This is a genomic window from Salegentibacter echinorum (genome assembly GCF_900129445.1).
Classification (GTDB): Bacteria; Bacteroidota; Bacteroidia; order Flavobacteriales; family Flavobacteriaceae; genus Salegentibacter; species Salegentibacter echinorum.
Map to the genome: position 1 here is coordinate 50819 of NZ_FQVT01000007.1, position 20897 is coordinate 71715.

The following is a 20897-nucleotide window of genomic DNA, read 5'->3' on the forward strand; positions in this document are numbered from 1 at the left end:
CGATTGAAGTCTTTCTTAATTTTTTTCGCATTGCAAATTTAGGCATATTTGCAAAAATAAAATTAATAAATGCTGAATATTCACAATCTCTCGGTTTCTTTTGGCGGGGAGTATCTTTTTGAGGAAATAACCTTTAGGTTAGGTGCAGGGGACCGTGTAGGTCTTATTGGTAAAAACGGTGCCGGAAAATCAACGATGCTTAAAATCCTCGCCGGGGAGCAGGAGTATGAAGGACAGATCGCTAAAGACAAGGATTTAAATATCGGATTTTTAAAGCAGGATATCGACTTTGTAAAAGGTCGTACGGTTTTAGATGAAGCACAACAGGCTTTTGTTGAAATAAAAAAGCAGGAGAAGCAAATAGATGAAATAAACCATCAACTCGCCACGAGAACCGATTATGAAAGTGAGTCTTATACCCAGCTTATTCAGGATTTAAGTGAGATCACCCATAGTTATGAAATTATAGGTGGCTATAATTATGAAGGCGATACCGAAAAGGTGTTACTGGGGCTGGGATTTCAGCGGGAGCAGTTTGATAAATTAACCGATACTTTTTCGGGAGGTTGGCGCATGCGTATAGAATTGGCCAAACTTTTACTTCAGAATAATGATATTCTACTACTGGATGAGCCCACTAACCATTTGGATATTGAGAGTATTATTTGGTTGGAAAATTTTCTGAATAATTATCCCGGCTGTGTGGTAATTGTGTCGCACGATAAAATGTTTCTGGACAATGTGACGAATAGAACTATTGAAATTTCCCTGGGTAAAATTTACGATTTTAGTAAACCTTATTCCAAATATTTAGTACAACGGGCTGAACTTAGGGAGCAGCAACTGGCAGCACAGAAAAATCAGCAAAAAGAAATAGAGCATACCGAAAAGCTCATTGAGAAGTTTAGAGCAAAGGCCACCAAAGCTTCCATGGCCCAATCCCTCATCAAGAAACTGGATAAAATAGATCGTATTGAAGTAGATGAAGACGATAATGCGGTAATGAATGTAAGTTTTCCAATATCGGTCCAACCGGGAAAAGTGGTGATAGAAGCAGAAGGAGTTGGGAAAGCTTATGGAGAAAATCAGGTTTTAAAAGATATAGATTTGCTTATTGAACGGCAGAGTAAGATCGCTTTTGTAGGGCAAAACGGCCAGGGAAAAACCACTTTGGCAAAAATGATTATCGATGAAATTCCTTACGAGGGTCATTTAAAATTGGGGCATAACGTGCAACTGGGTTATTTTGCGCAAAATCAAGCTGATTATTTAGACGGGGAAAAAACGGTTCACGAAATTATGGTAGATGCTGCCAACGAGAAGAACCGAACCAAGGTAAGGGATATGTTGGGCTCTTTTTTATTTAGGGGAGATGAAGTAGATAAAAAAGTAAAAGTCCTTTCTGGTGGGGAGCGAAACAGGTTGGCGCTTTGTAAGATGATGCTACAGCCTTTTAATGTGCTTATTATGGATGAGCCTACCAATCACCTGGATATAAAGTCGAAAAATGTATTAAAAGAAGCTCTAAATCAATTTGAAGGTACACTTATAATTGTTTCTCACGATAGGGATTTCTTACAGGGCTTATCTAATAAGGTTTACGAGTTTAAAGATGGTGGTATTAAGGAATATCTTGGGGACATAAATTACTTTTTAGAGCAGCGAAAACTGGAAGATATGCGTGCGGTAGAGAAAAAGACAAAAGCTGCACCTACTAAAAATGTTACCGATTCAACAAGAAATAAGAGTTCTTATAAGGACCAGAAAAAAATCAAGTCTCTAAAAAATAAGCTCAGTAACACAGAGACTAAAATCACCAAGCTTGAAAAAGACCTGGAAACCCTAGATTTGGAGCTAGCTACAAACTATGAGGCAACTGCTACAAAACCTGGTTTTATGGAAAAATACAAAGCAAAAAAGAAAGATTTGAATAGCTTAATGGAGCAGTGGGAAGAAGTGCAGGAAGATTTAGATCGTCTTGATTAATTAAATTTAGAATATTATGTACGAACATTTTTTTCAATGTCCTTACTGCTGGGAAGAGATTTCGGTCTTATTAGATCCGTCGGTCTCCCAGCAAACTTATATTGAAGACTGCGAAAATTGCTGTAATCCCATGGAGTTTGAGGTGAGCTTTCAAAATAATGAATTAATAAGTTTTGAAGTGCATAATATAGAGCAGTAAAAAATCATTATTGTCCGGGTAAAAGCTTAACTTGTTGAGCTATATTAAAAAATTATTAATGTCCGGTGAAAATATAACTAATTAGAATGTTCTCTTTTATAGCAAAGCCCAAAAGCGATTTCATAATTATCCTCCTTGCTGTTAGAAGTATTCATGCAAAAGAGTTAATTGAAGAATATCACTTATAAAAAAAGCAGGATTCTCAGTTAGTTAGAGTTTAGTTTTTTCTCTTTTTTCTTGCAGCGAAGCGATCTTGTTTCTTTACCGGACAATAGAGTTAAAAAATATGTATGATCGCGTTTCTTTTTTCGAACTTTCCGACCATGTGGTAGGCTTAATTATAAAATCTGATATAAACGAGCATACCGTGGCAGAAATGCACAGGCAAATTAGAGAGAAAATTGATGAATATGATAAGATCAATCTGTTTATAGAAATAGAAAAAGGTGCCAAAATTGAATTGAAACCGCTTTTCAAAGATTTAAAATTTAAATTTAACAATGCTGAACATTTAAAAAAAATGGCAGTAGTCACAGAGCTTTATTGGTTTAGCAATGTTTTGAATATCAAAGACCTAATGATGGAAGCCGATATTCGTACTTTTGAACACGAAAATAGGCTAGAAGCATTAAATTGGATTGCTGAATAATTTTTTTCATATTTTTTTGTGCAAGTCAAAAACAGTTGTATATTTGCAGTCCGATAACGCAATAGCAGTAATAGACTGCTAACAGACTTCGGAAACAATAGAATTTAATAATCAGTTCTACTGATTCAAACATACATCGCGGGATAGAGCAGTAGGTAGCTCGTCGGGCTCATAACCCGAAGGTCACTGGTTCGAGTCCAGTTCCCGCTACTAGCAAAGACAAGGGTTTCAAGAGATTGAAGCCCTTTTTTTATGGACTGGGTACAACATAGGTACAACATTTTACAGTTTTTCTTCAAGAAATTTAATTTGAAGAGAATTGATGTCAATTGTGGTTATATCTTATTTCAGTTCGAAACTTGTTCTGTATTGGGGCTGTATTTCCTAAAAAGTGCCAAATCAAATTTTAATTGTTGCAAGCCATACCCTTTCAAATCATAGATTTTCTTCCGGCAACATTTTTTGTATTTAGGCCCGCCACATAATGGACATTCTTTATTAGGGTGATATTTGATGCCATTAATGGCCGTTTCCAATAAGGAAACAATATTTTTAAAATCAGATAGTCCAAATTCTTCTTGGTAAAATTGTGCGATACCATCAAAGTGGTGCTTGTATTCCCCATTCGCATAATCCCCTGTGGATTCTTTATAATGATAATTGGCGAAAAAAGGATATATAACTTCTCTGTAAAACTCTTCAAAAATGATACCTCGCCCTTTTCTTTTCATTAGCTTATGCGGAATGTCCAAACAACATTCCCCTTTCTTGGAAATATGAAAGTCCCAATCTCTATTGATAATTTGAGTTTTCTCGATTACCATAGGAACGGTATATGGGTATTCAGCTTCGTTTATAAGAATTAGGATTTTAAAGTGCCCCCAGAGCTTATCATTTTTGTCTAAGACACTTATTTTGCCTTCCAGAGCTAAATATCCGGTTTTAGGGCTTTCAACTTTCTCAAAGGCAAAATATTTGTCCAGAAAATTTTTAATATCAGTACTGAGGCCTTTTTTACCCATAGTTGAAGTAAGGTTTACTTTTAGAAGCGATTGGATACAAATCACGGCTATTCCTGTTGGGGTCAGGAAAGGTGTTAATTGTCAATACCAAGACACCCATATCGTTTTGAACAGCTAGGTTGTTATCTACCAAATAGCGTTCCCAATCAAAGTTGTATTGGTAATATTTTCTTCCATCTTCATAATCGTGAATTTCTTTGCTTCGCTGTTCAAAATATTTGTCCTTTCTAAGTTGTGTGGTCACATTGTGGCCTACAACTATGCCACTATTTTTGGCGTTACTTTGCATTTTAGGCGCAAGACTTGTATGAAGACTACACGTCGTAACTTCGCCCGATTCACCAATGCCCGAATAGAACCAATCCACCTGTTTGGAATGACCCAAATCCAATCCTGCTCTTGTATGTATGTCTTGAATACCATTATCTTCAAAAAACTCTTTAAGATCATTTTTCACGAAATAGGATATCATAGAGAAGGACTTTAAGGCATCTTCTACGGCTTTTAGCTTTTCTTTCTTTTTTCCGCCGAAATATACCATTAAACCATCGCCCTGTATGCGATGCACGTAGCCACCGCATAGGTTTACTGCAAATATTGATGCTCGGATGATACTTTCGGTAATCAACCTTACCGTTGCTTTTGTGAAATTATTAAAGAGCTTTGTGCTCCTCTTTACATCGATGAAGCCTGAAATTATCCAATGTTCTTCAACTAAGTCTGTACCCTTTAAGTGTACAAAGTCTGGATGACTTCCCAATGGCTGATAATCAAAAGTTTCAGGCACACCCATCCCTTTGGCAAATAATTTCATTTCGTGGGATAGCTCTCGACCAGGAAGTTCGTTTCTCAACGATTTAAGGTATTCACGGTTGCTTTCCAACAAAGATTCGCTTAATCCGTAGATTTTGTTTGATTTTGTAGGGTCGTTCTCGACCGCTTTTTTAATTACGTTTTTGTAGTCTTCAAATAAGTTCATTTAAGAGGTTATTTTAATTAATATGCAGGTTAAGGGTGCCAATAGCATAAATTGTACGATTAATAGGCGACAAGCCCACTTTAGTTTTTTGAATTTTGATTTCAAGCCTTGTGAAAGAACAAAAACTTGATTTCTCAAATCTTTTACATCCTCGTTTTGGTCTTGCTTTTTTGAAAGCTCGAAAAATTCTTTTTTGTTTTTCTGTGCGATACTGGCGAAATAGTATAGTGATTCCACATCTGACTTAGGTGAGAAATAAGGCATACTTGCTAATGCCAGCAGTATGAGGCTGCTAACGCCAAATAGAATAATGGCTGCTAAAAATATTAAGAGCCATATTTCTTTATCAAAAAGTTCCTGAATTTGGGTTAGCAGCGTAATTGTCCCACCTGTGATAAAGGTATTTATGGCAATATAAACTGCTGTTTTGTTGTTAACGCTATCGTAATAATGGTCAAGGCGACTCACGGTATATTCCAATCTTTCTTTTTCCATAGAGAGTAAATTATTAACTAGGCTGAATCCTAAGAACCAGCCTAGTTGATTACTTAATAGTCTTTGCAATGGCTGAAACAGCCGCAACAAAAGTTACCACAGTAAGAATTGTAGAAATAACTTTAGCGTTATTTCCTTTTAAATGTAAACAGGTGTCTTTTTCACAAAGACTCAACCTGTCATTTTGAAATGAATAATTCATAGTCAAAATTTAAATTTGCCCAAGTTCACAGCATTTGGGTTTCGCTGAAGTGTTACTTACTTTTATCGGTAACACCCTTAAATTTTCCGCCGCTGGTTTTTACGTCCATAAATCTTCCGGAATCGGAATCTATTTTGACGTAAAGACCAGTTTTTGGGTTTTTGAATTGCGTTCTGCTTTTGACCGCACCGTGTCTGCGATTGTCGCCACTTTTACCATTTGTTGCCATTTGTATTGTTTTATAATTGCTACACTCTTATATGCTTCTAATTATATTTTTTTTACCATTGTTTAGTAAATTTTTGCGATATTGAAGCATATACTTAATGAATGAGGGTAGCTACAACTTCAGAAATAATAGAACAGCTTGACGCAATCGATATAAAGAATCTCTTAAACAGGATGGAACTTTATACTCGTGACCGCTTTTATGACAAGAGTGACAGAAACAAGAAAGGCTTTCAATTTCAAGACTTTTGTCAACGAACATTAACCAAAGCCTGTGATGGGACGCGCAAATGGAAACCAGATAATTGCTCTTTTGAAAAATTTATATTTTGGGCTTTAAAGAGTGATTTAGATAGTTTTTTCAAACAGTTAAAAAGAGAAGACGATAATTCAGATGAAAACCCTCAATCAGAATACATAATCAATATCCCAAACTATTCCAATGAAGAACCTAGTAAAGATCATAATTATGAAAAGATTGATGATGAAGTGAAATTGCAACAATGGATAAAACAGTTGGAAGACCAAGGGGCGGACAAAGAGGAAATAGAAATGTTTGAGTGCTTTGCCAATGGAATTGACAAACCAAAAGATATAGCAGATTTACTCGATAAACCAATCGATGTGATTTACACAATATCTAGAAGATTAAGAAGAAAAAAAATCAAATTCAACGAGAAGTGGACAAGCTTAAAAAAACAGTAAAGAAAAGTCTTGATAATTTTGACAAGGCGATTCCTGATGATTTGGTTAAAAAGCAACTTGAATTGGAAGGTGTCGATTTAGATGAACAATCTTCATCACAAGATAAATTTATCAAGCAATTGACATTTAAATTAAAATCAAAAAGTACTACTGTAAAATATGACCGTATGCTTGAAAAAGCATCAAATTATTTTAAAGATGCTTTAACCAAAGGTTTGGATAAACCAATTTCCTATATGAATGAATTGATGAGAACAAATAATTTACAAACACAATTCAATAGGTTAGATAAACTGTCAGAAGATCAAATAAAAGATATAATTAAAGACCAAAATCTGATAGAAATATTAGAAATGCTTGAAGATGAGGAAAAGTCTGAAGGGAAGTAATAAAGCAAAAGAAATATTAGAGCTAATTGGTTTCGATGAAATCACAGAGCTTTCTATGAAAGATTTATTAGCTGGTTTTGATATTCTCTACATAGAAGAACAATTAAGTGGCTCAGATGGTATAATTATTAGGGGTAGATCAAAAACAATAATCAAGGTAGATGTAAATATCTCTACCCCTCAACGCAAAAGATTTGTTGCAGCACACGAATTAGGGCACTTTTTTCTCCACGATAGATTAGAATTTCATTTGGATGATGAGAAAACATTAAGCTGGAATAGATTAGAAGAAGTTCATAAGAGAGGTATTCAAGAAATAGAAGCAAACGATTTCGCAGGCGAACTTTTAATGCCTGAAAAAGTTTTTAGAAACTTCATTTTAAGAAAGCCATTTGGCCCAGATTTAATAAAAAAAGTAAGTGAGCATTTCAATACCAGTTTAACTTCCGTAATTTTCAGAATGTTAACTTTAGAAATAGCCCCTTTTTTTGTTGTCTTCATTACGGATGGTATCGTTCGATATTGGCGAAAAACAGAAGATTTTAAATGCTTTACAAACGATATTACCAAGATTCCGCCACCAGAATTTTCAGTTGCTAAAGAATACATAGATGAAGATTATGCGTTTGTTTATGAGGGTTCTGAGAAAACTCAATTTATTGACAAATCTACGTGGTTTAAACTAAATAACTGGGAAGAGGATATTGAATTTAATGAATATTGTATTCCTACAAAAAAATATAAAACACTTATAAGTGTCATCTGGGAAGCCTGATTAACGATCTACGATAGAAATCATTAATTTGTTATGAGTGTGTACCAATCCTAACGATTCCCATCTCAGTTGCCTGCTGCTTCCTTATAAAATCAGGATATCGCTACCCACATTTCCAGCTCTACACCTTTGGGTTAAGTCCGCTTTAGATACTATTTTAAGATAAGAGTATAATACGCTTTTAAATTTGTGTCCGCACATTCCCCTATATTCCGCGAAAAGCTGCATTCCGGGAAATGAGCTTCCCTAAAAAGTCTTGGACACCATCCACAATTTCTCCTTTCCATTCCGTTAACCCTTTCCGATACTCTGGGAAGGAACACTGCATTCCCACTCGAAACCGTGTTCGGAGTCCGCTAAATTGGAATTCCATTTTAATCATTTGGTGCCACTTCCTATGTATTGGTACTTCAAAAAAAGCCTTTAGACCTACTCCCGCACCCTCACTATCCTTCCCCTTTTTTGACAGCAAAATACCAACATTTGGAAGTTGAACGGACTGCATAACCGGTCGTGCCTCCCTTTTATAAGTCCTTATCAATTCCAAATATTGAAACTGTATCAGCAACAAAAAAAGGTAACAGCGAGGGCGCTATGGGAAGTAAATCTAAAATGAATCTTATGAAATCGTACAAAAACATCAAAAAGGAAGCGGCACCAAAAAAAACAAAAAAGGAAAACGCTCAAGATATAATAAGTAAATCACTTCAAAAAAAATAGAAACGCAAACTGTCTGAATGGTTCGGATAGCATTATTAACCTGCCTGTCGGCAGACAGGTCTTTAAATATTTTATTATGAGTACTTTAAAAAATCACGTACAGTTAATCGGAAACGTTGGACAAGAACCAACCATTACCAACCTTGAAAGCGGAAAAAAAGTAGCCCGTTTTTCAATCGCCACCAACGAACACTACAAAAATAGCAAAGGCCAAAAGGTGCAGTCCACCGACTGGCACACCGTTGTAGCTTGGGGCAAGACTGCCGAGATTATCGAAAATTATGTAGGTAAGGGAAAGGAAATAGCCCTAACGGGAAAACTACGAACCCGAAGCTATACCACCGATGACGGAAATCAGCGCTATGTTACTGAAGTGGAAGCCAATGAAATCCTATTACTAGGAAGCAAAAATGATAAGTAATCCTAAAAAGCAAAGAGGGCGTTCCCTTCGAAAGTAGCGCCCTCTTTTAATTATTAACCCAATTAATAAGCTAACAATGAAAAGCAAAGTTAATGAAATAGCCATAAGTTATAGCGGAAGCACCAAGGCAAATTTGCTTCCCAAAGTAACCTGTTCCCAAAGTGCGGCAGATTTAGCCTACAGCCATTGGAACAAAGAAACAATCGAACTACACGAAACCTTTAAAATACTTTTGCTCAATAATGCCAATAAAGTCAAAGGGATTTATGAGGTTTCCAACGGGGGGATTACCGGTACTTTAGTAGATGTACGCATCCTGTTTGCCGTCCTTTTAAAGAGCCTTACCACGGCAGTTATTTTACTACATAACCATCCGAGCGGCACCTTAAAACCTAGTGAAGCGGATAAACGCCTGACCCAAAAAATTAAAAAAGCAGGAGAGTTGTTTGATATCAAAATTTTGGATCATTTGATACTGACTCCTGATGGTGATTACTACAGTTTTGCAGATAATGGAATCCTTTAAAATCAAGAGTATGATCTATCTAAATTTTACAGACTTGAGCGAAGAAACTCAAAACCGACTTTTGGAAAATTCTAAAAAAGATGTAGAACGAAAATTTGGGGACGACATCCGCAAATACGTAAAGGAAAATTACATCAGTTTTGAAACGATGATTGAAGAAGAAGCCATACGGAATTTGTATTCCTATACTTTTGTATTCAACATTTGAATTTTAAAAATTACGAATAAAACACCGCTATATTTTAGTGGTGTTTTTTTGTTTAATGAATTCTAATTCCATAAAAATCATTATCTTTAGTTTGCTGAAATTCAGCATTCAATTTTACGTAGGCTTATCCATTTTTTGACTTTCGCCGATAACCCTGCCCATCGAAAAATAACATAACAGGAAATTATTTTCCTCAAAATGGCAATTGGATTTTGGTTCAAATTGTACGGAATTTTGTTCGCCTTGGGCGAACGAAAAGGAGTAGCAAGAGGGTAACACGCGATGCGATGTTTAGCACTCCTTTTGATTTTCAAATAACTGATATTCAGTAATTTAAAAAATTATAAAATTCCAGATCTCCTACAATTTGCGACAAATGCCTTGTAAGCGCCCATTTTTAGGGAATAATTTGCGACAAATCGGCGAATTATGGACTCATTTATCGGCATCAGGTTTAAAAAGGAAACGGCAAAACGTTTCCAGGAATTTTCAAGGTCACACTTCAAATCACACACCGAAGCATTGGAAACAATGCTCGACTTTTTCTTCTATAACGAGATCTCCCCAAAGGAAAAATTAGGGCCTACCGGTAGAACCATCGAAGCGAAACTTTTAAAAAGGATTAATGCTGTTATCGCCATAATGCGGGATGTGGAAAAGACACAAACCAAACCGACTGCGGCAATGATTCAATCGCTGTTTGAAATAGAAGAACCCAAAAAGAAACCCTTGATTGTGGAAAAGAAATATGCCGAAGAACAACCTAAAGTAAGGTTTCAGGAAAAGCAAAACCTTCATAACGAACACTAAATTTTTGAGCTATGTACATCACGATCACACCTCAAAAACTGGGAGGGAATTATTCACAAGGTTCAGGCGATTTTGTCGGTTACCTGGAAAAGGAAAATGAAGGCTTGGAGCCTTCTGAAATGGAGCATTTTTTTAATCAATATGATGATCAAATTTCCGCTGAAGATGTGGTGAAGGATATCGATGGCAACACTGCCAAACTCAAAAAGACCGAACCCAAATTTTATTCCATTACAGTCAGCCCCTCCAAATATGAACTGAATCGCTTACAGGACAGCCGTGAAGATTTAAAAAAATATACACGGGAACTGATGAAAGATTATGTAGCCTCCTTTAACCGTGAAATCAATGGACGACCTATTCGTATTGAAGATATTAAGTATTATGCAAAAATAGAACACCAGCGCAGCTTTAAAGGTACAGATTGGCAGATCAAAGAAAACCAACCTTATGCCACTCAAATCCTTCAGCTTAAAAATGAGATCCGAAAACTAAAAACACAGGAGAGGGAAGGGGAAATTAAATCCCTGCAGCGAAAGATCTCCAAATTGGAAAGGGAAGCGCCCCATCAACAGAATGGGCAACGGATCGTCCAGGGAATGCCAAAAGCCGGAAACCAAAGCCATATTCATATCATTGTAAGCCGGAAGGATGCTTCTAATACGTTTAGTCTTTCCCCGGGGAGCAAGCATAAGGCATCGGAAGTCGAGATGCACGGGAAGAAAGTAAAACGAGGCTTTGACCGTGATGGGTTTTTCCAGCGGGCTGAGAAGACTTTTGACAAAACTTTTGGCTATCAGCGGAACTTCGCTGAGACCTACAAAGCTCGAAAGGATTTCATCAAGAATCCGAAAGTCTATTTTGCATCGCTGATGAAACTGCCAACCAATGAAAAGGCGATTGCTTTTAAAATGATAAAAGAAAGTGGTGTTCCGATGCTGCCCAGCATTCCGGTTTCTCAAGCGCAATTGGCAATGAAAGCTTTTAACCGTCTGCGCCGCGGCGTGGAAGTAGCCACCAAATCAAGTTCCATAGGTATTTAATTTAATTCTAATAGTATGTATGTAGATCATCTCTTTACCGTTCTTTCCATCATTGGGCTGACCAGTGCGTTGTTTTATGGTGGGTATAAAATTTCCAACTATGCATTTCTGGTAAACAATCTGTTATTGTTTGCATTGGCTTATTTTTTACAAGCTTCCAACAATTTGGTTTTGGTGTTGTTGAATGTGGTCTGTCCGCTTTTGCTAATCAATACGGCATTGTACGTTTTCCTGCATAAAAGGGAAAACTCAAAAAATAGTGACCATAGGTACCAAGTTGATTTTAAAACTACCAATGGAGATTTCAAACTGGATAATATTAAACGTGGGGCATCCATCATCGGTTCTGCGGGAAGCGGAAAGACCGAAAGTGTGGTGTATGGCTTCCTAAAGCATTTCCGAGAAGAAGGTTTTTGTGGTATCATCCACGACTACAAAGATTTTGAATTGACGGAAATGGCGTATCCGCTTTTTAAGGATGGGGATATTCCGTTTAAGGTGATTTCCTTGGATAAAATAATCCATCAGGTTAATCCCATTGCTCCACGCTATTTAGAGAATGAGGAAAGTGTGAATGAGGTTTCACGAGTACTTATCGAGAACTTATTAGAGCAACGGGAGTCGGGAACGGCGGGAACCACTAAATTTTTCAATGATGCTGCGGAAGGCTTGATCGGTGGACTCATTTGGAAACTGAAAACGACCTATCCGAAATTTTGTACTCTTCCGCATTTAATCGCTATTTATCAGTACCTGGACACCGATAGCCTGATCCAGTTTTTGGAAACTAATACCACATCGAGGGCAATGGCAGATGCTTTTATCAGCGGGAAAGATTCCGAGCGGCAAACCGCCGGGGTAAAAAGTACCTTGGCCAATGCACTGAAGCGCATCAGTACCCAACGGATTTTTATGGCATTGTCCGCTGATGAAGTCCCACTCAATATTAATAGTGAAGAAAATCCTGCGGTAATTTCAATCGTAAACAATCCAAAATTTGAAAGCTCCTATTCACCGGTGATTGCTACTATTGTTCATACCATTACCAAACAAATGAGCGTGCGCGGTCAGAGACCGTCTTTTTTACTTATGGAAGAAGCGCCGACCATACGCTTACTGAATATGCACCGCATTCCGGCCACGCTGCGGAGTTACGATATTGCCACCATCTACGTGATGCAGGACAAGATCCAGAATGATATGATGTATGGTGATAAGGCGAGCAAGGCAATATTAAGCAATCTTTCCTATCAATTCTTTGGGAAAGTTAACGATCCCGACACCGCTAAATACTATGAATGTTTTTTTGAGATTATAAAAGACCCTACAAAAAGTGTGAGTCGTGGCCATAATTTGGATTTTGATACCAGAGTAACTACCGGGGAAAAAGAAATTCCAAAAATCAGGGCAGATGTTTTCTTTCGTTTGAAACAAGGGGAGTTTATAACCTATGCCGATGGAGAAGACAAAAAAGTGCAATTCAAATTATCAAAGATTCAAAGAAGGGTACCTGAAGAATCAAAGCTTTTTTCTCAAGCTGAGTTGGAATCTAATTTTGATAGGGTTTATGAAGAAGCGAGGTCTATATTTGAGTAAAAGTTTGAACTTATTATAGTCCCATAATATCGGAGTATTTATTGTAAGAATATTCGTGTGTTCATTATTTTGTTTTGTTCAGTGACAATGAACATTCAAATATAATGAACACGACACTTATAGAACTAAAGCTTAAATAATTAGGTGAAGGAACAGGCTTCCTTTCAATAAATTGATAAAATCTACTGCTAAACCATCGAAAAATAAATTCTAAAATTAGGATACCTATTTTCTTCTGATCGAAATAGGGTTCTCGTAATTCGGGACCCACTGTGTCCCGAATTGATTTTTTTTTTGGCGTCCATAAGGGTGGTAAATGATAGAGCTCATTTTAAACCAAGAACAATTTCATTTGTTAATAACTCGCTCACATAATTTTTATCTCCATATTGAAATTTTCGTTATAATTGACAAATATTGTCAAGTTAATTTTATCAACTTATTGTTGTCAAATGAAAAAAAACAATTCCACTGGGGAAATATTGAGGAAGCAGAGAGAAGAAAAAGGCTTATTGCTTAGGCAAGTAGCAGCTCTTTTGGATGTTGATACGGCTATCCTTAGCAAAATTGAGCGTGGAGAGCGTAAGGCAAAAAAGGAACAAATTGTTGAGTTAGCTAAAATCTTAGATTTGAATCAGGAAGATTTAATTATTCAGTTTTTAAGTGAAAGAATACTTTATGAAATTCAAGATGAAGAATTAGGAGAAAAAGCCTTGAAGGTCGCTGAGCAAAAAATAAAAAAGAATAACACTAAGCAGATTAAAGATTGATGGGAATTAAGTTAGAAGAATTAGCGTATCAACAAACAGCGATTAAATCGGTGGTTGATGTCTTTGACGGCACGGTTAAAAATACCTTTGACAATTCCAGTAATGACGGTATTCGCTCGAATAGAATTTCACTCACTGAGCAAGAAATTCAGGAGAATATAAAATCAATTATTCAGGAAAATGGTATTGCTGAAGAAATCGCCAAATTAACTCCCGAACACGAATTGACCATTGAAATGGAAACCGGGACCGGGAAAACCCTGGTGTATTTAAAAACCATTTATGAGCTTTACAAACATTACGGTTTTACCAAGTTTATCATACTTGTTCCTTCTGTCGCTATCCGTCAAGGGGTACTCAATACCTTAGAGACTTTCAATACCCAATTAGAGGGAATATATGGGTTTACCCCAAAGGCTTTTGAATATGACAGTAAGCGTTTGAATAAGGTGACCAATTTTATTGAGGAACAACATCCTCAAATAATGATAATGACCTTAGCTTCTTTTAATTCAGAAGATAAAATTTTGAACCAAGCCCAACGGGAAGATTTATTTGCCAATATTCCTTTTATTGAAGCAATTGGGCGAACCAATCCTTTTATTATAATGGATGAACCACAGGAAGGAATGGATACCCCTAATTCCATTAAGCAAATTAAAAAGCTCAATCCCCTTTTCAAATTAAGATATTCTGCAACGCATAGGGTTTCCAAAAACAAACTGTATCGCTTAACGCCGTATGATAGTTACAAAGAAGGTTTGGTGAAAAAAATAGAAGTACTTACCGTTACCGAAAAAAACGATGAGGCTACTTTAAAACTTGAATTATCTGAAGTTAAGTTTGGAAAAGGCGATCCAAAGGTTAAAATAAAAGCTTGGCACCAAATGGCCAGTGGGAAAATTCAGTTTAAAAATACAGCCTGGTTAAAAGAGGATGATAATCTTGGAGAGAAAACGAATAATCCAAGTTACCTAAACTATAAGATACAACGCATTCATAAAAGTCTTCGTACCCAAAAATGGTCTGTAACTTTCTATAATGGAACAGAAATATTAGAAAAACAGGCTTCCGGCAATATCCAAAGCATTTGGGAATTACAATTGGAATGGCTCATCATTAGACATTTCACCAAAAAGCAAAAACTACAGGAGCAAGGTATTAAATGTCTTTCCCTTATATTTATTGATAAGGTGGCTAACTATGTTAGCGATGATCCTGTTATTAAAAGGATATTTATAGAAAAGTATAAAACACTTTATCCTGAATTTCATAACAATCAAGAGCCTTCAGCCGAACATATCGAACATATTCAAGGTTCATATTTTGCTAAAACGGGCAAGGGAGAGTTTACAGATAGCGAAAGTTCGATGCGTAAGAACAGCGATGTATTTGATGCTATCTTAAAAGACAAAGAGGGTTTACTCAATTATGGTGATAGTGTGGCCAATAAAATCGAGTTTATTTTTTCACATTCCGCTTTGGGCGTTGGGTGGGATAACCCTAACATCTTCAACATTGCTACCTTGAGCAATTCTTATTCTGAAATTAAAAAGCGACAGGAGATTGGGCGTGGCTTGCGTATATGTGTGGATAATAAAGGAAATCGTATTTATGACAAGCCAGATGTTTCCGATGCTGATCGTATCAATCAGCTGACCGTGATTCCAAATGAAACCTATGAAACTTTTGTAACTCAATATCAAGAAGAAATAAAAGAAGTTTATGGAACACAAACGGCTGGTGCCGGAATGACGCATACTCATAAGGGAAAACCGCAAAACGAAGTTCGATTTAAGCGGAATGATAATGAGAATATCAATAAAGCTTTCAAACGTTTTTGGGCTGCCCTCGCTAAAAAAACCAATTATACCGTAGCTTTTGATGAAGAAGCCCTTGTTGAAAGAAGCCGGGAAGCGCTCAATCAAATAGATATTGCCGATTATGTAGCAGAGGTGAATAGCCGATCTATTAGTGCTATTTCAGAGGAAGAATTCAAAGATGAATTTGGAGGGAGTGAAAGCTATAAATTAAAAGCCAGTTATACGGCTTTGGATTTGGTGGAAGAACTCAGCGAAAATACGGGATTGAGCTATACCACAACTTTTTCCATTATTCGGGATATTGAGCACGCCCATTTTGCCAAAAATCCACCACAGTTTATCCACCGGGCTTCTGCACTTATAAAGAATATTGAACTGGAAGAAATGTTACGTGGTTTGGATTATCATTTAACCAATGAAGTCTTTCCTTTTGATTTTGATGATTTTGTAAAACAACTGGATGATAAACGCTATACATTAACTCCAAAACGCGGAGTTTTTGACAAAACCTTAGTAGATAGTGAAGTGGAACACAAATTTGCTTTGACTGCTGATAACGATGATGAGGTAGTCTGTTTTCTTAAACTACCTTCTTATTATAAAATCAAAACACCTATTGGTGAATACGAACCGGACTTCGGAATCGTGATGAAACGCAAAAATTTAAAAGACGGTGTGGAAAGTGAATTTTATTTTGTAATTGAAACAAAGGGAACCAATAACATCAATGATAAGAAGTCTTTAAAAGAAAGTGAAGTTTATAAAATAAAATGTGCGCTTAAACATTTTGAAGCATTGGGCGTAGATGTAAAATACAAAGCCCCTGTAAAAGAGTATGATTATTTTAAAACAGAAGCTCAAAAGGATATAAATAAAGTGCAACAGGCCTAAAAGAATAAAAAAATTAATGAAACCCGGTAAATCACATAGCGCCCTTATTCAAGAAATAAGGGGTATTTTAAAACAGGCTCGTAAACAGGCTGCTACAGCGGTTAATTCCGCAATGGTATTTGCTTATTGGGAGATTGGGCAACGTATTGTAGATGAGGAACAAAAAGGTAGCGAAAGGGCGGAATACGGCACTTATTTATTAAAGGAATTAGCCCAAAACCTAAGTCGGGATTTTGGCAAAAGCTTTGATGCTCGTGAGTTACGTAGGATTCGGCAATTTTACCTGAGTTTTCCAATTCGGGACACAGTGCGTCCCGAATTGAGTTGGTCTCATTATCGCTTATTGATACGTGTGGAAAATGAAAGTATACGGGAGTTTTATTTGAAGGAATCCATTAGCCAACATTGGAGTACCCGAAAACTTGACCGTAACATTAGCAGTCAATATTACCAGCGCATTTTATCCAACCAATCTAATGAGGAAATTACTTCAGAAAAAGGTGAATTATCCAGCTTGGATTTTATTAAAAACCCCTACGTACTCGAATTTCTTGATCTTCCCGCCAATTTAACACATAAAGAAAAGGACATTGAAAAAGCTATTATTGCCCATTTACAAACTTTTCTGTTGGAATTGGGTAAAGGTTTTGCCTTCGTAGCGCAGCAAAAACTGGTGCGAACCGAGACTTCAGATTTCTTTATTGACCTGGTATTTTACAATTATCATTTGAAATGCTTTGTAGTGATTGATATTAAAAGTGGAAAATTGAGCCATCAAGATATTGGGCAGTTGGATATGTATGTACGAATGTTTGACGAGCGTGAAAAATCGAAGACCGATAATCCCACAATCGGGATATTATTATGTGCCGATACCGATAATGTGGTGGCTAAATATTCGGTACTTAATGATAAGAAAAACCTGTTTGCTTCAAAATATCAAATGTACCTGCCCAGTGAGGAAGAACTGCAACAATTTATAGAAAAAGACCTTGAAGAATAGTTATGAGTGATAGTAAAGAAACTATAGAAAACCCATTGGAAAAAGTACAGTCACACGACTGGAATAGAGAACGGTTAGAGCAATTAAAACAACTGATGCCAGATTTGTTTACTAGTGAAGGGAAACTAAATATCAACGAACTCAAAAAAGTGGTGGATCCCGAAAGCGTAAGTGAAACCGAACGCTATGAATTTCGCTGGTTTGGAAAGAGCAAGGCAAAACGAGAAGCTTTTACGCCCACTAATGCTACACTTGTTTATGATGAAGACCGAAGTGTAAACCCTGAAAATAGTGAAAACCTGATTATTGAAGGAGAAAACCTACAGGTGCTCAAGTTACTCAGCAAAAGTTACCGTGAGCAGGTTAAGTGCATTTATATTGATCCGCCTTATAATAAAGATAAAGATTTTGTATATCGAGATACTTGGAAACAAGATGTTAAGTCTTATTGGGAGGATTCCGAAATGACTGAGAATGGAGTAAATGTTGATACGAATTCAGAAACAGATGGTCGTTTTCATAGTAATTGGCTAAATATGATGTACAGTAGATTGCTTATTGCTCGGCAATTGCTAAAGGAAGATGGAGTTTTATTTATCTCGTTAGACGATAGTGAAATACATCACTTGCGAAAGTTGTGTGATGATATTTTTGGAGAAGAAAATTTTATTGAATGTATAACTTGGAATAAGAGAGTACCTAAAAACGATAAGGGTATAGGTAATATTCACGAATATATATTACTCTATGTAAAAAACTCGGGTGTAAAACACGAGTTTACGATGAAAAAGGGAGGAATTGAAGAGATTAATAGACTATTATTTAAATTAAAAAAACAGAAAAAACCGATAGCAGAAGCTGAGAAAGAAATAAAGCGGCTTTATAAAAGAAGAGATTTTGATAGAGGGATTACTTTATATAATTCTTTAAATGCTGATTACAGATTATGGGGTAAAATAAATATGAGTTGGCCTAATGCTGATACCTTTGGACCAAACTATACAGTTAAACATCCTAAGACTGGCAAACCCGTAAAAGTTCCAGACCGGGGATGGAGGTGGAAAAGAGATACTTTTAATGAAGCGGCAAATTTTGTAGATGGAGAGTATCAAGATATTACTGAACTCCACGACGGAAGCTTTCTTTGTGGCAGAATTTGGTTTAGCAATGATGAAAATACCCAGCCAAGTTCAATAACATATTTTGATGAAGTTCAACGATTTCTGCTTAGGTCTATTCTTTCTACTAAAAGTGATGGAGGAATTGAAATTGAAAAACTTTTTGAAGGGAAAAGTTTCTTCTCATATCCCAAGCCTAGCAGATTAATCAAATTGCTATTTGATTCAATTCCTATTAATAAGGGTGATATATTTCTTGATTTTTTCGCTGGTTCTGGGACTACTGGACAGGCGATACAAGAACTAAATGAAGAAGATGGTTTGATAAGAAATTACATTTTGGTTCAGTTTCCAGAGGCAGCTGAAGAAAAAAGCGAGGCTTTTAAAGCAGGTTATAAAAAATTAAGCGATATCACTATTGAGCGTAATAAAAGGGTAATTGAAAAAATAATTGCTGAAAAGAAGAAAGACGAACCGGATTTATTCTCTGAAAGGAAGGACGAAAAAGAACAGTTAAAAGGCCTGGGTTTTAAAGTATTTAAACTCGTAAAATCTAATTTTCCACGGGTAGAATACGCTCCAGACCCGGAAAAGTCTGAGGAAGAAAATATAGCCTTGCTTAAAAAATATATTACCGAGAAAGAAGCCCAATTGGTTTCTGCTTTTAACCGGGAAGAACTCATTGCCGAAATTTTAATAAAGAACGGTTTTAAACTCAATTATACCTTAGATAAACAGGAACAATTTAGGGAGAATGAGATATTCCTGGCATCAGATCGCGAAAAGGAAACCCTGATATGTTTAGATGTAAGCTTGGCAGAGGAAACCGTTGGGTATTTTAAAACACATACTGATCAAAAATTAATCGTGTTGGAAAGAGCTTTGGACACTACCAAAAAGTGGAATCTGAAGCATTATATGGGTGATAAATTTAATGCGTTTTAATGGGGCAGGAGTAAAATTCAAATTATGGAAACAGCATCAATTAAAAATATTCGACAAAAACGTGATGTTTTAATGAAATCTATCAAGCAGGTTAATAAAGCCCGTTTTAAAGATCAGTCATTTGGTAATGAATCAGAATATAATTACCGGGGAATAATTGCCGGAATTGATTCTATGCTAACTGATATTACAACCCTTACTAAAGCTACACGTAAGTTTATAAAAATATCGACTCATAGAGAACGTAATGATATAGCAAGTCATTTAAATCAGATAAATACATATCTCAGTCAACCTTCTCAACCCTCGTTTATAAATCCATTTGAAGCTCTAAAGAAGCTTTTGAGAGAATTAGGGGTGCGTTCATTTTCAGAAAGACAGTTAGAATTTGAAAATGAAATAGAAAATGTAACACGACTAAAAGTCAAAGTGGATGAAGAGCTTAAGGAAATTAATCAATTACGTGATAAGATTGAATCTAATGAAGAATTAATTAAAGATAAATATGAAAAGCAAAAAGAAAAGCTAGAAACTATAAACGAGGGAATAGCAAGCTTAGAAGAACGCAAATCAGAGCTTAAGGCCAGTGCAACAAAATTTGAAAGTCTATTAGGAAATTTAGAAGAGAAAGAGAAGAGTTCTGAAAAGTATCTGGAGGAAATAGAAAAATCTTTAACTGATTCGAAAAGTAATGAAAAGCTTATTAATCAATTTTCGCAAACTGTTGAAAGGCGAGATAAACAGTTAGAAAAATTAGAATCAAGAATGAATGATAATGATAAGCTACTAGAAGATTATGATTTAGAAAGAAAAAAGATATTGAATGAATCCAAGGATTTAATTGCGTCAGCAAAAAAAGCATTGAATTATAAAACTGCAGAGGGTATCAGTGCAGCCTTTCAAGAACAGTATGATCTGGCATCAGACAAGAAATTAACTTCCTTTTGGTTATATGTAGCAGGTGCTTCAATGATTTTGGCAATCGGTCTTGGTATTTGGGTATTGGCTACAGGTGGTGAAATAAATTACATCATCGGCCGTATATCATTAATTCCTTTAGCGCTTTTAGTTGCTTTTTTTGCTGGAAAGCAATACGTACGTCAGAAAAATATAGCAGAAGATTACGCATATAAAATGGTGCTCTCCAAAGCTATCGTTGGTTTTTCAGAACAAATTAAAAAGCACGGTAATGAGAATAACGAAGAGTATGTGCATTACATCAAACGCGCGTTAGAAGAAATTCATAAGGATCCTTTACGTAATAGATCTTTAAAAACTCAAAAAAACGAAAAATCTAATTTGCAGGATATCATAGATATGGCAGAACGTATTGTAGCTTTAACTAAAACTAATAATTGAACTTGACCAGGAAATATAATTTACCTTTTATTTTT

Annotated in this window: 22 protein-coding genes and 1 tRNA gene; 18 read left to right on the forward strand and 5 right to left on the reverse strand. The window is 36.1% G+C overall.

Going from position 1 to position 20897, the window contains the following annotated elements:
- Nucleotides 1–69 precede the first annotated feature (69 nt).
- From BUA71_RS11530 to BUA71_RS11545, 4 genes are all read left to right on the forward strand, one after another.
- Nucleotides 70–1986 (forward strand): ABC-F family ATP-binding cassette domain-containing protein, encoded by a 1917-nt coding sequence (locus tag BUA71_RS11530; protein WP_072879906.1) that lies wholly within the window; start codon nt 70–72, stop codon nt 1984–1986.
- Between the two features lie 16 nt (nt 1987–2002).
- Complete coding sequence (locus tag BUA71_RS11535) at nt 2003–2185, forward strand: CPXCG motif-containing cysteine-rich protein (RefSeq protein WP_072879908.1); 183 nt, start codon at nt 2003–2005, stop codon at nt 2183–2185.
- Nucleotides 2186–2471: 286 nt separating this feature from the next.
- Entirely contained in the window at nt 2472–2834 is a 363-nt protein-coding gene (locus BUA71_RS11540) for a SpoIIAA family protein (RefSeq protein WP_072879910.1), read from the forward strand.
- Nucleotides 2835–2971: 137 nt separating this feature from the next.
- Nucleotides 2972–3044: transfer RNA gene (locus BUA71_RS11545), tRNA-Met, on the forward strand.
- 137 nt (nt 3045–3181) lie between these two features.
- On the opposite strand, the gene BUA71_RS11550 is transcribed toward BUA71_RS11545, so the two are convergent.
- From BUA71_RS11550 to BUA71_RS17635, 5 genes are all read right to left on the reverse strand, one after another.
- Nucleotides 3182–3856, reverse strand: a complete 675-nt coding sequence (locus BUA71_RS11550; protein WP_072879912.1) for a hypothetical protein — start codon at nt 3854–3856, stop codon at nt 3182–3184.
- Entirely contained in the window at nt 3849–4709 is an 861-nt protein-coding gene (locus tag BUA71_RS11555; protein WP_139277094.1) for a hypothetical protein, read from the reverse strand. The genes BUA71_RS11550 and BUA71_RS11555 overlap by 8 nt, the downstream gene beginning before the upstream one ends.
- Nucleotides 4710–4835: 126 nt before the next feature.
- Nucleotides 4836–5330, reverse strand: a complete 495-nt coding sequence (locus BUA71_RS11560; RefSeq protein ID WP_072879917.1) for a Pycsar system effector family protein — start codon at nt 5328–5330, stop codon at nt 4836–4838.
- A gap of 49 nt (nt 5331–5379) precedes the next feature.
- Nucleotides 5380–5532, reverse strand: a complete 153-nt coding sequence (locus BUA71_RS17630) for a hypothetical protein (RefSeq protein WP_175545957.1) — start codon at nt 5530–5532, stop codon at nt 5380–5382.
- Nucleotides 5533–5584: 52 nt separating this feature from the next.
- A complete protein-coding gene (locus BUA71_RS17635; RefSeq protein ID WP_175545958.1) occupies nt 5585–5761 on the reverse strand; it encodes a hypothetical protein in 177 nt (58 codons plus the stop codon).
- A gap of 101 nt (nt 5762–5862) precedes the next feature.
- On the opposite strand from BUA71_RS17635, the gene BUA71_RS11565 reads away from it, so the two are divergent.
- The 14 genes from BUA71_RS11565 to BUA71_RS11635 all read left to right on the forward strand — a co-directional run bounded on the left by BUA71_RS11565 (nt 5863) and on the right by BUA71_RS11635 (nt 20862).
- Complete coding sequence (locus tag BUA71_RS11565) at nt 5863–6465, forward strand: hypothetical protein (protein WP_072879919.1); 603 nt, start codon at nt 5863–5865, stop codon at nt 6463–6465.
- Nucleotides 6441–6854, forward strand: a complete 414-nt coding sequence (locus tag BUA71_RS11570; protein ID WP_072879921.1) for a hypothetical protein — start codon at nt 6441–6443, stop codon at nt 6852–6854. The genes BUA71_RS11565 and BUA71_RS11570 overlap by 25 nt, the downstream gene beginning before the upstream one ends.
- The gene (locus BUA71_RS11575) at nt 6829–7629 is read left to right on the forward strand and encodes an ImmA/IrrE family metallo-endopeptidase (RefSeq protein WP_072879923.1); all 801 of its coding nucleotides are present in this window, start codon (nt 6829–6831) and stop codon (nt 7627–7629) included. Before BUA71_RS11570 ends, BUA71_RS11575 begins: the two co-directional genes overlap by 26 nt.
- A 796-nt stretch (nt 7630–8425) precedes the next feature.
- Nucleotides 8426–8770: a single-stranded DNA-binding protein gene (locus tag BUA71_RS11585; RefSeq protein WP_072879927.1), complete on the forward strand. Its 345-nt coding sequence runs from the start codon at nt 8426–8428 to the stop codon at nt 8768–8770.
- Nucleotides 8771–8846: 76 nt separating this feature from the next.
- On the forward strand, nt 8847–9296 hold the full coding sequence (locus tag BUA71_RS11590; protein WP_072879929.1) for a JAB domain-containing protein: 450 nt from the start codon (nt 8847–8849) through the stop codon (nt 9294–9296).
- A gap of 10 nt (nt 9297–9306) precedes the next feature.
- Nucleotides 9307–9504, forward strand: coding sequence for a hypothetical protein (locus BUA71_RS11595; protein ID WP_072879931.1), 198 nt, complete (start codon nt 9307–9309; stop codon nt 9502–9504).
- Nucleotides 9505–9933: 429 nt separating this feature from the next.
- Nucleotides 9934–10314, forward strand: a complete 381-nt coding sequence (locus tag BUA71_RS11600; protein WP_072879933.1) for a BfmA/BtgA family mobilization protein — start codon at nt 9934–9936, stop codon at nt 10312–10314.
- Between the two features lie 11 nt (nt 10315–10325).
- Nucleotides 10326–11357, forward strand: coding sequence for a MobB family relaxase (gene mobB, locus BUA71_RS11605; RefSeq protein WP_072879935.1), 1032 nt, complete (start codon nt 10326–10328; stop codon nt 11355–11357).
- 15 nt (nt 11358–11372) lie between these two features.
- Nucleotides 11373–12953: a type IV secretory system conjugative DNA transfer family protein gene (locus BUA71_RS11610; RefSeq protein WP_072879937.1), complete on the forward strand. Its 1581-nt coding sequence runs from the start codon at nt 11373–11375 to the stop codon at nt 12951–12953.
- A 452-nt stretch (nt 12954–13405) separates the two neighbouring features.
- The gene (locus BUA71_RS11615) at nt 13406–13723 is read left to right on the forward strand and encodes a helix-turn-helix domain-containing protein (RefSeq protein WP_072879939.1); all 318 of its coding nucleotides are present in this window, start codon (nt 13406–13408) and stop codon (nt 13721–13723) included.
- Entirely contained in the window at nt 13723–16437 is a 2715-nt protein-coding gene (locus BUA71_RS11620; RefSeq protein WP_072879941.1) for a restriction endonuclease, read from the forward strand. The genes BUA71_RS11615 and BUA71_RS11620 overlap by 1 nt, the downstream gene beginning before the upstream one ends.
- A gap of 16 nt (nt 16438–16453) precedes the next feature.
- Entirely contained in the window at nt 16454–17440 is a 987-nt protein-coding gene (locus tag BUA71_RS11625) for a PDDEXK nuclease domain-containing protein (RefSeq protein WP_072879943.1), read from the forward strand.
- A 2-nt stretch (nt 17441–17442) separates the two neighbouring features.
- On the forward strand, nt 17443–19503 hold the full coding sequence (locus tag BUA71_RS11630) for a site-specific DNA-methyltransferase (protein ID WP_072879945.1): 2061 nt from the start codon (nt 17443–17445) through the stop codon (nt 19501–19503).
- 24 nt (nt 19504–19527) lie between these two features.
- The gene (locus BUA71_RS11635; protein WP_072879947.1) at nt 19528–20862 is read left to right on the forward strand and encodes a hypothetical protein; all 1335 of its coding nucleotides are present in this window, start codon (nt 19528–19530) and stop codon (nt 20860–20862) included.
- Nucleotides 20863–20897 lie beyond the last annotated feature (35 nt).

What these genes read in the sequence shown, in the direction of transcription:
- BUA71_RS11565 (WP_072879919.1), top strand. Translation starts at nt 5,863, where the DNA reads ATGAGGGTAGCTACAACTTCAGAAATAATAGAACAGCTTGACGCAATC.
- BUA71_RS11585 (WP_072879927.1), top strand. Translation starts at nt 8,426, where the DNA reads ATGAGTACTTTAAAAAATCACGTACAGTTAATCGGAAACGTTGGACAA.
- BUA71_RS11540 (WP_072879910.1), top strand. Translation starts at nt 2,472, where the DNA reads ATGTATGATCGCGTTTCTTTTTTCGAACTTTCCGACCATGTGGTAGGC.
- BUA71_RS11560 (WP_072879917.1), bottom strand. Translation starts at nt 5,330, where the DNA reads ATGGAAAAAGAAAGATTGGAATATACCGTGAGTCGCCTTGACCATTAT.
- BUA71_RS11610 (WP_072879937.1), top strand. Translation starts at nt 11,373, where the DNA reads ATGTATGTAGATCATCTCTTTACCGTTCTTTCCATCATTGGGCTGACC.
- BUA71_RS11630 (WP_072879945.1), top strand. Translation starts at nt 17,443, where the DNA reads ATGAGTGATAGTAAAGAAACTATAGAAAACCCATTGGAAAAAGTACAG.
- BUA71_RS11600 (WP_072879933.1), top strand. Translation starts at nt 9,934, where the DNA reads ATGGACTCATTTATCGGCATCAGGTTTAAAAAGGAAACGGCAAAACGT.
- BUA71_RS11615 (WP_072879939.1), top strand. Translation starts at nt 13,406, where the DNA reads ATGAAAAAAAACAATTCCACTGGGGAAATATTGAGGAAGCAGAGAGAA.
- BUA71_RS11550 (WP_072879912.1), bottom strand. Translation starts at nt 3,856, where the DNA reads ATGGGTAAAAAAGGCCTCAGTACTGATATTAAAAATTTTCTGGACAAA.
- BUA71_RS11535 (WP_072879908.1), top strand. Translation starts at nt 2,003, where the DNA reads ATGTACGAACATTTTTTTCAATGTCCTTACTGCTGGGAAGAGATTTCG.
- BUA71_RS11590 (WP_072879929.1), top strand. Translation starts at nt 8,847, where the DNA reads ATGAAAAGCAAAGTTAATGAAATAGCCATAAGTTATAGCGGAAGCACC.
- BUA71_RS11595 (WP_072879931.1), top strand. Translation starts at nt 9,307, where the DNA reads ATGATCTATCTAAATTTTACAGACTTGAGCGAAGAAACTCAAAACCGA.
- BUA71_RS11635 (WP_072879947.1), top strand. Translation starts at nt 19,528, where the DNA reads ATGGAAACAGCATCAATTAAAAATATTCGACAAAAACGTGATGTTTTA.
- BUA71_RS11530 (WP_072879906.1), top strand. Translation starts at nt 70, where the DNA reads ATGCTGAATATTCACAATCTCTCGGTTTCTTTTGGCGGGGAGTATCTT.
- mobB (WP_072879935.1), top strand. Translation starts at nt 10,326, where the DNA reads ATGTACATCACGATCACACCTCAAAAACTGGGAGGGAATTATTCACAA.
- BUA71_RS17635 (WP_175545958.1), bottom strand. Translation starts at nt 5,761, where the DNA reads ATGGCAACAAATGGTAAAAGTGGCGACAATCGCAGACACGGTGCGGTC.
- BUA71_RS11620 (WP_072879941.1), top strand. Translation starts at nt 13,723, where the DNA reads ATGGGAATTAAGTTAGAAGAATTAGCGTATCAACAAACAGCGATTAAA.
- BUA71_RS11575 (WP_072879923.1), top strand. Translation starts at nt 6,829, where the DNA reads ATGAGGAAAAGTCTGAAGGGAAGTAATAAAGCAAAAGAAATATTAGAG.
- BUA71_RS11625 (WP_072879943.1), top strand. Translation starts at nt 16,454, where the DNA reads ATGAAACCCGGTAAATCACATAGCGCCCTTATTCAAGAAATAAGGGGT.
- BUA71_RS17630 (WP_175545957.1), bottom strand. Translation starts at nt 5,532, where the DNA reads ATGAATTATTCATTTCAAAATGACAGGTTGAGTCTTTGTGAAAAAGAC.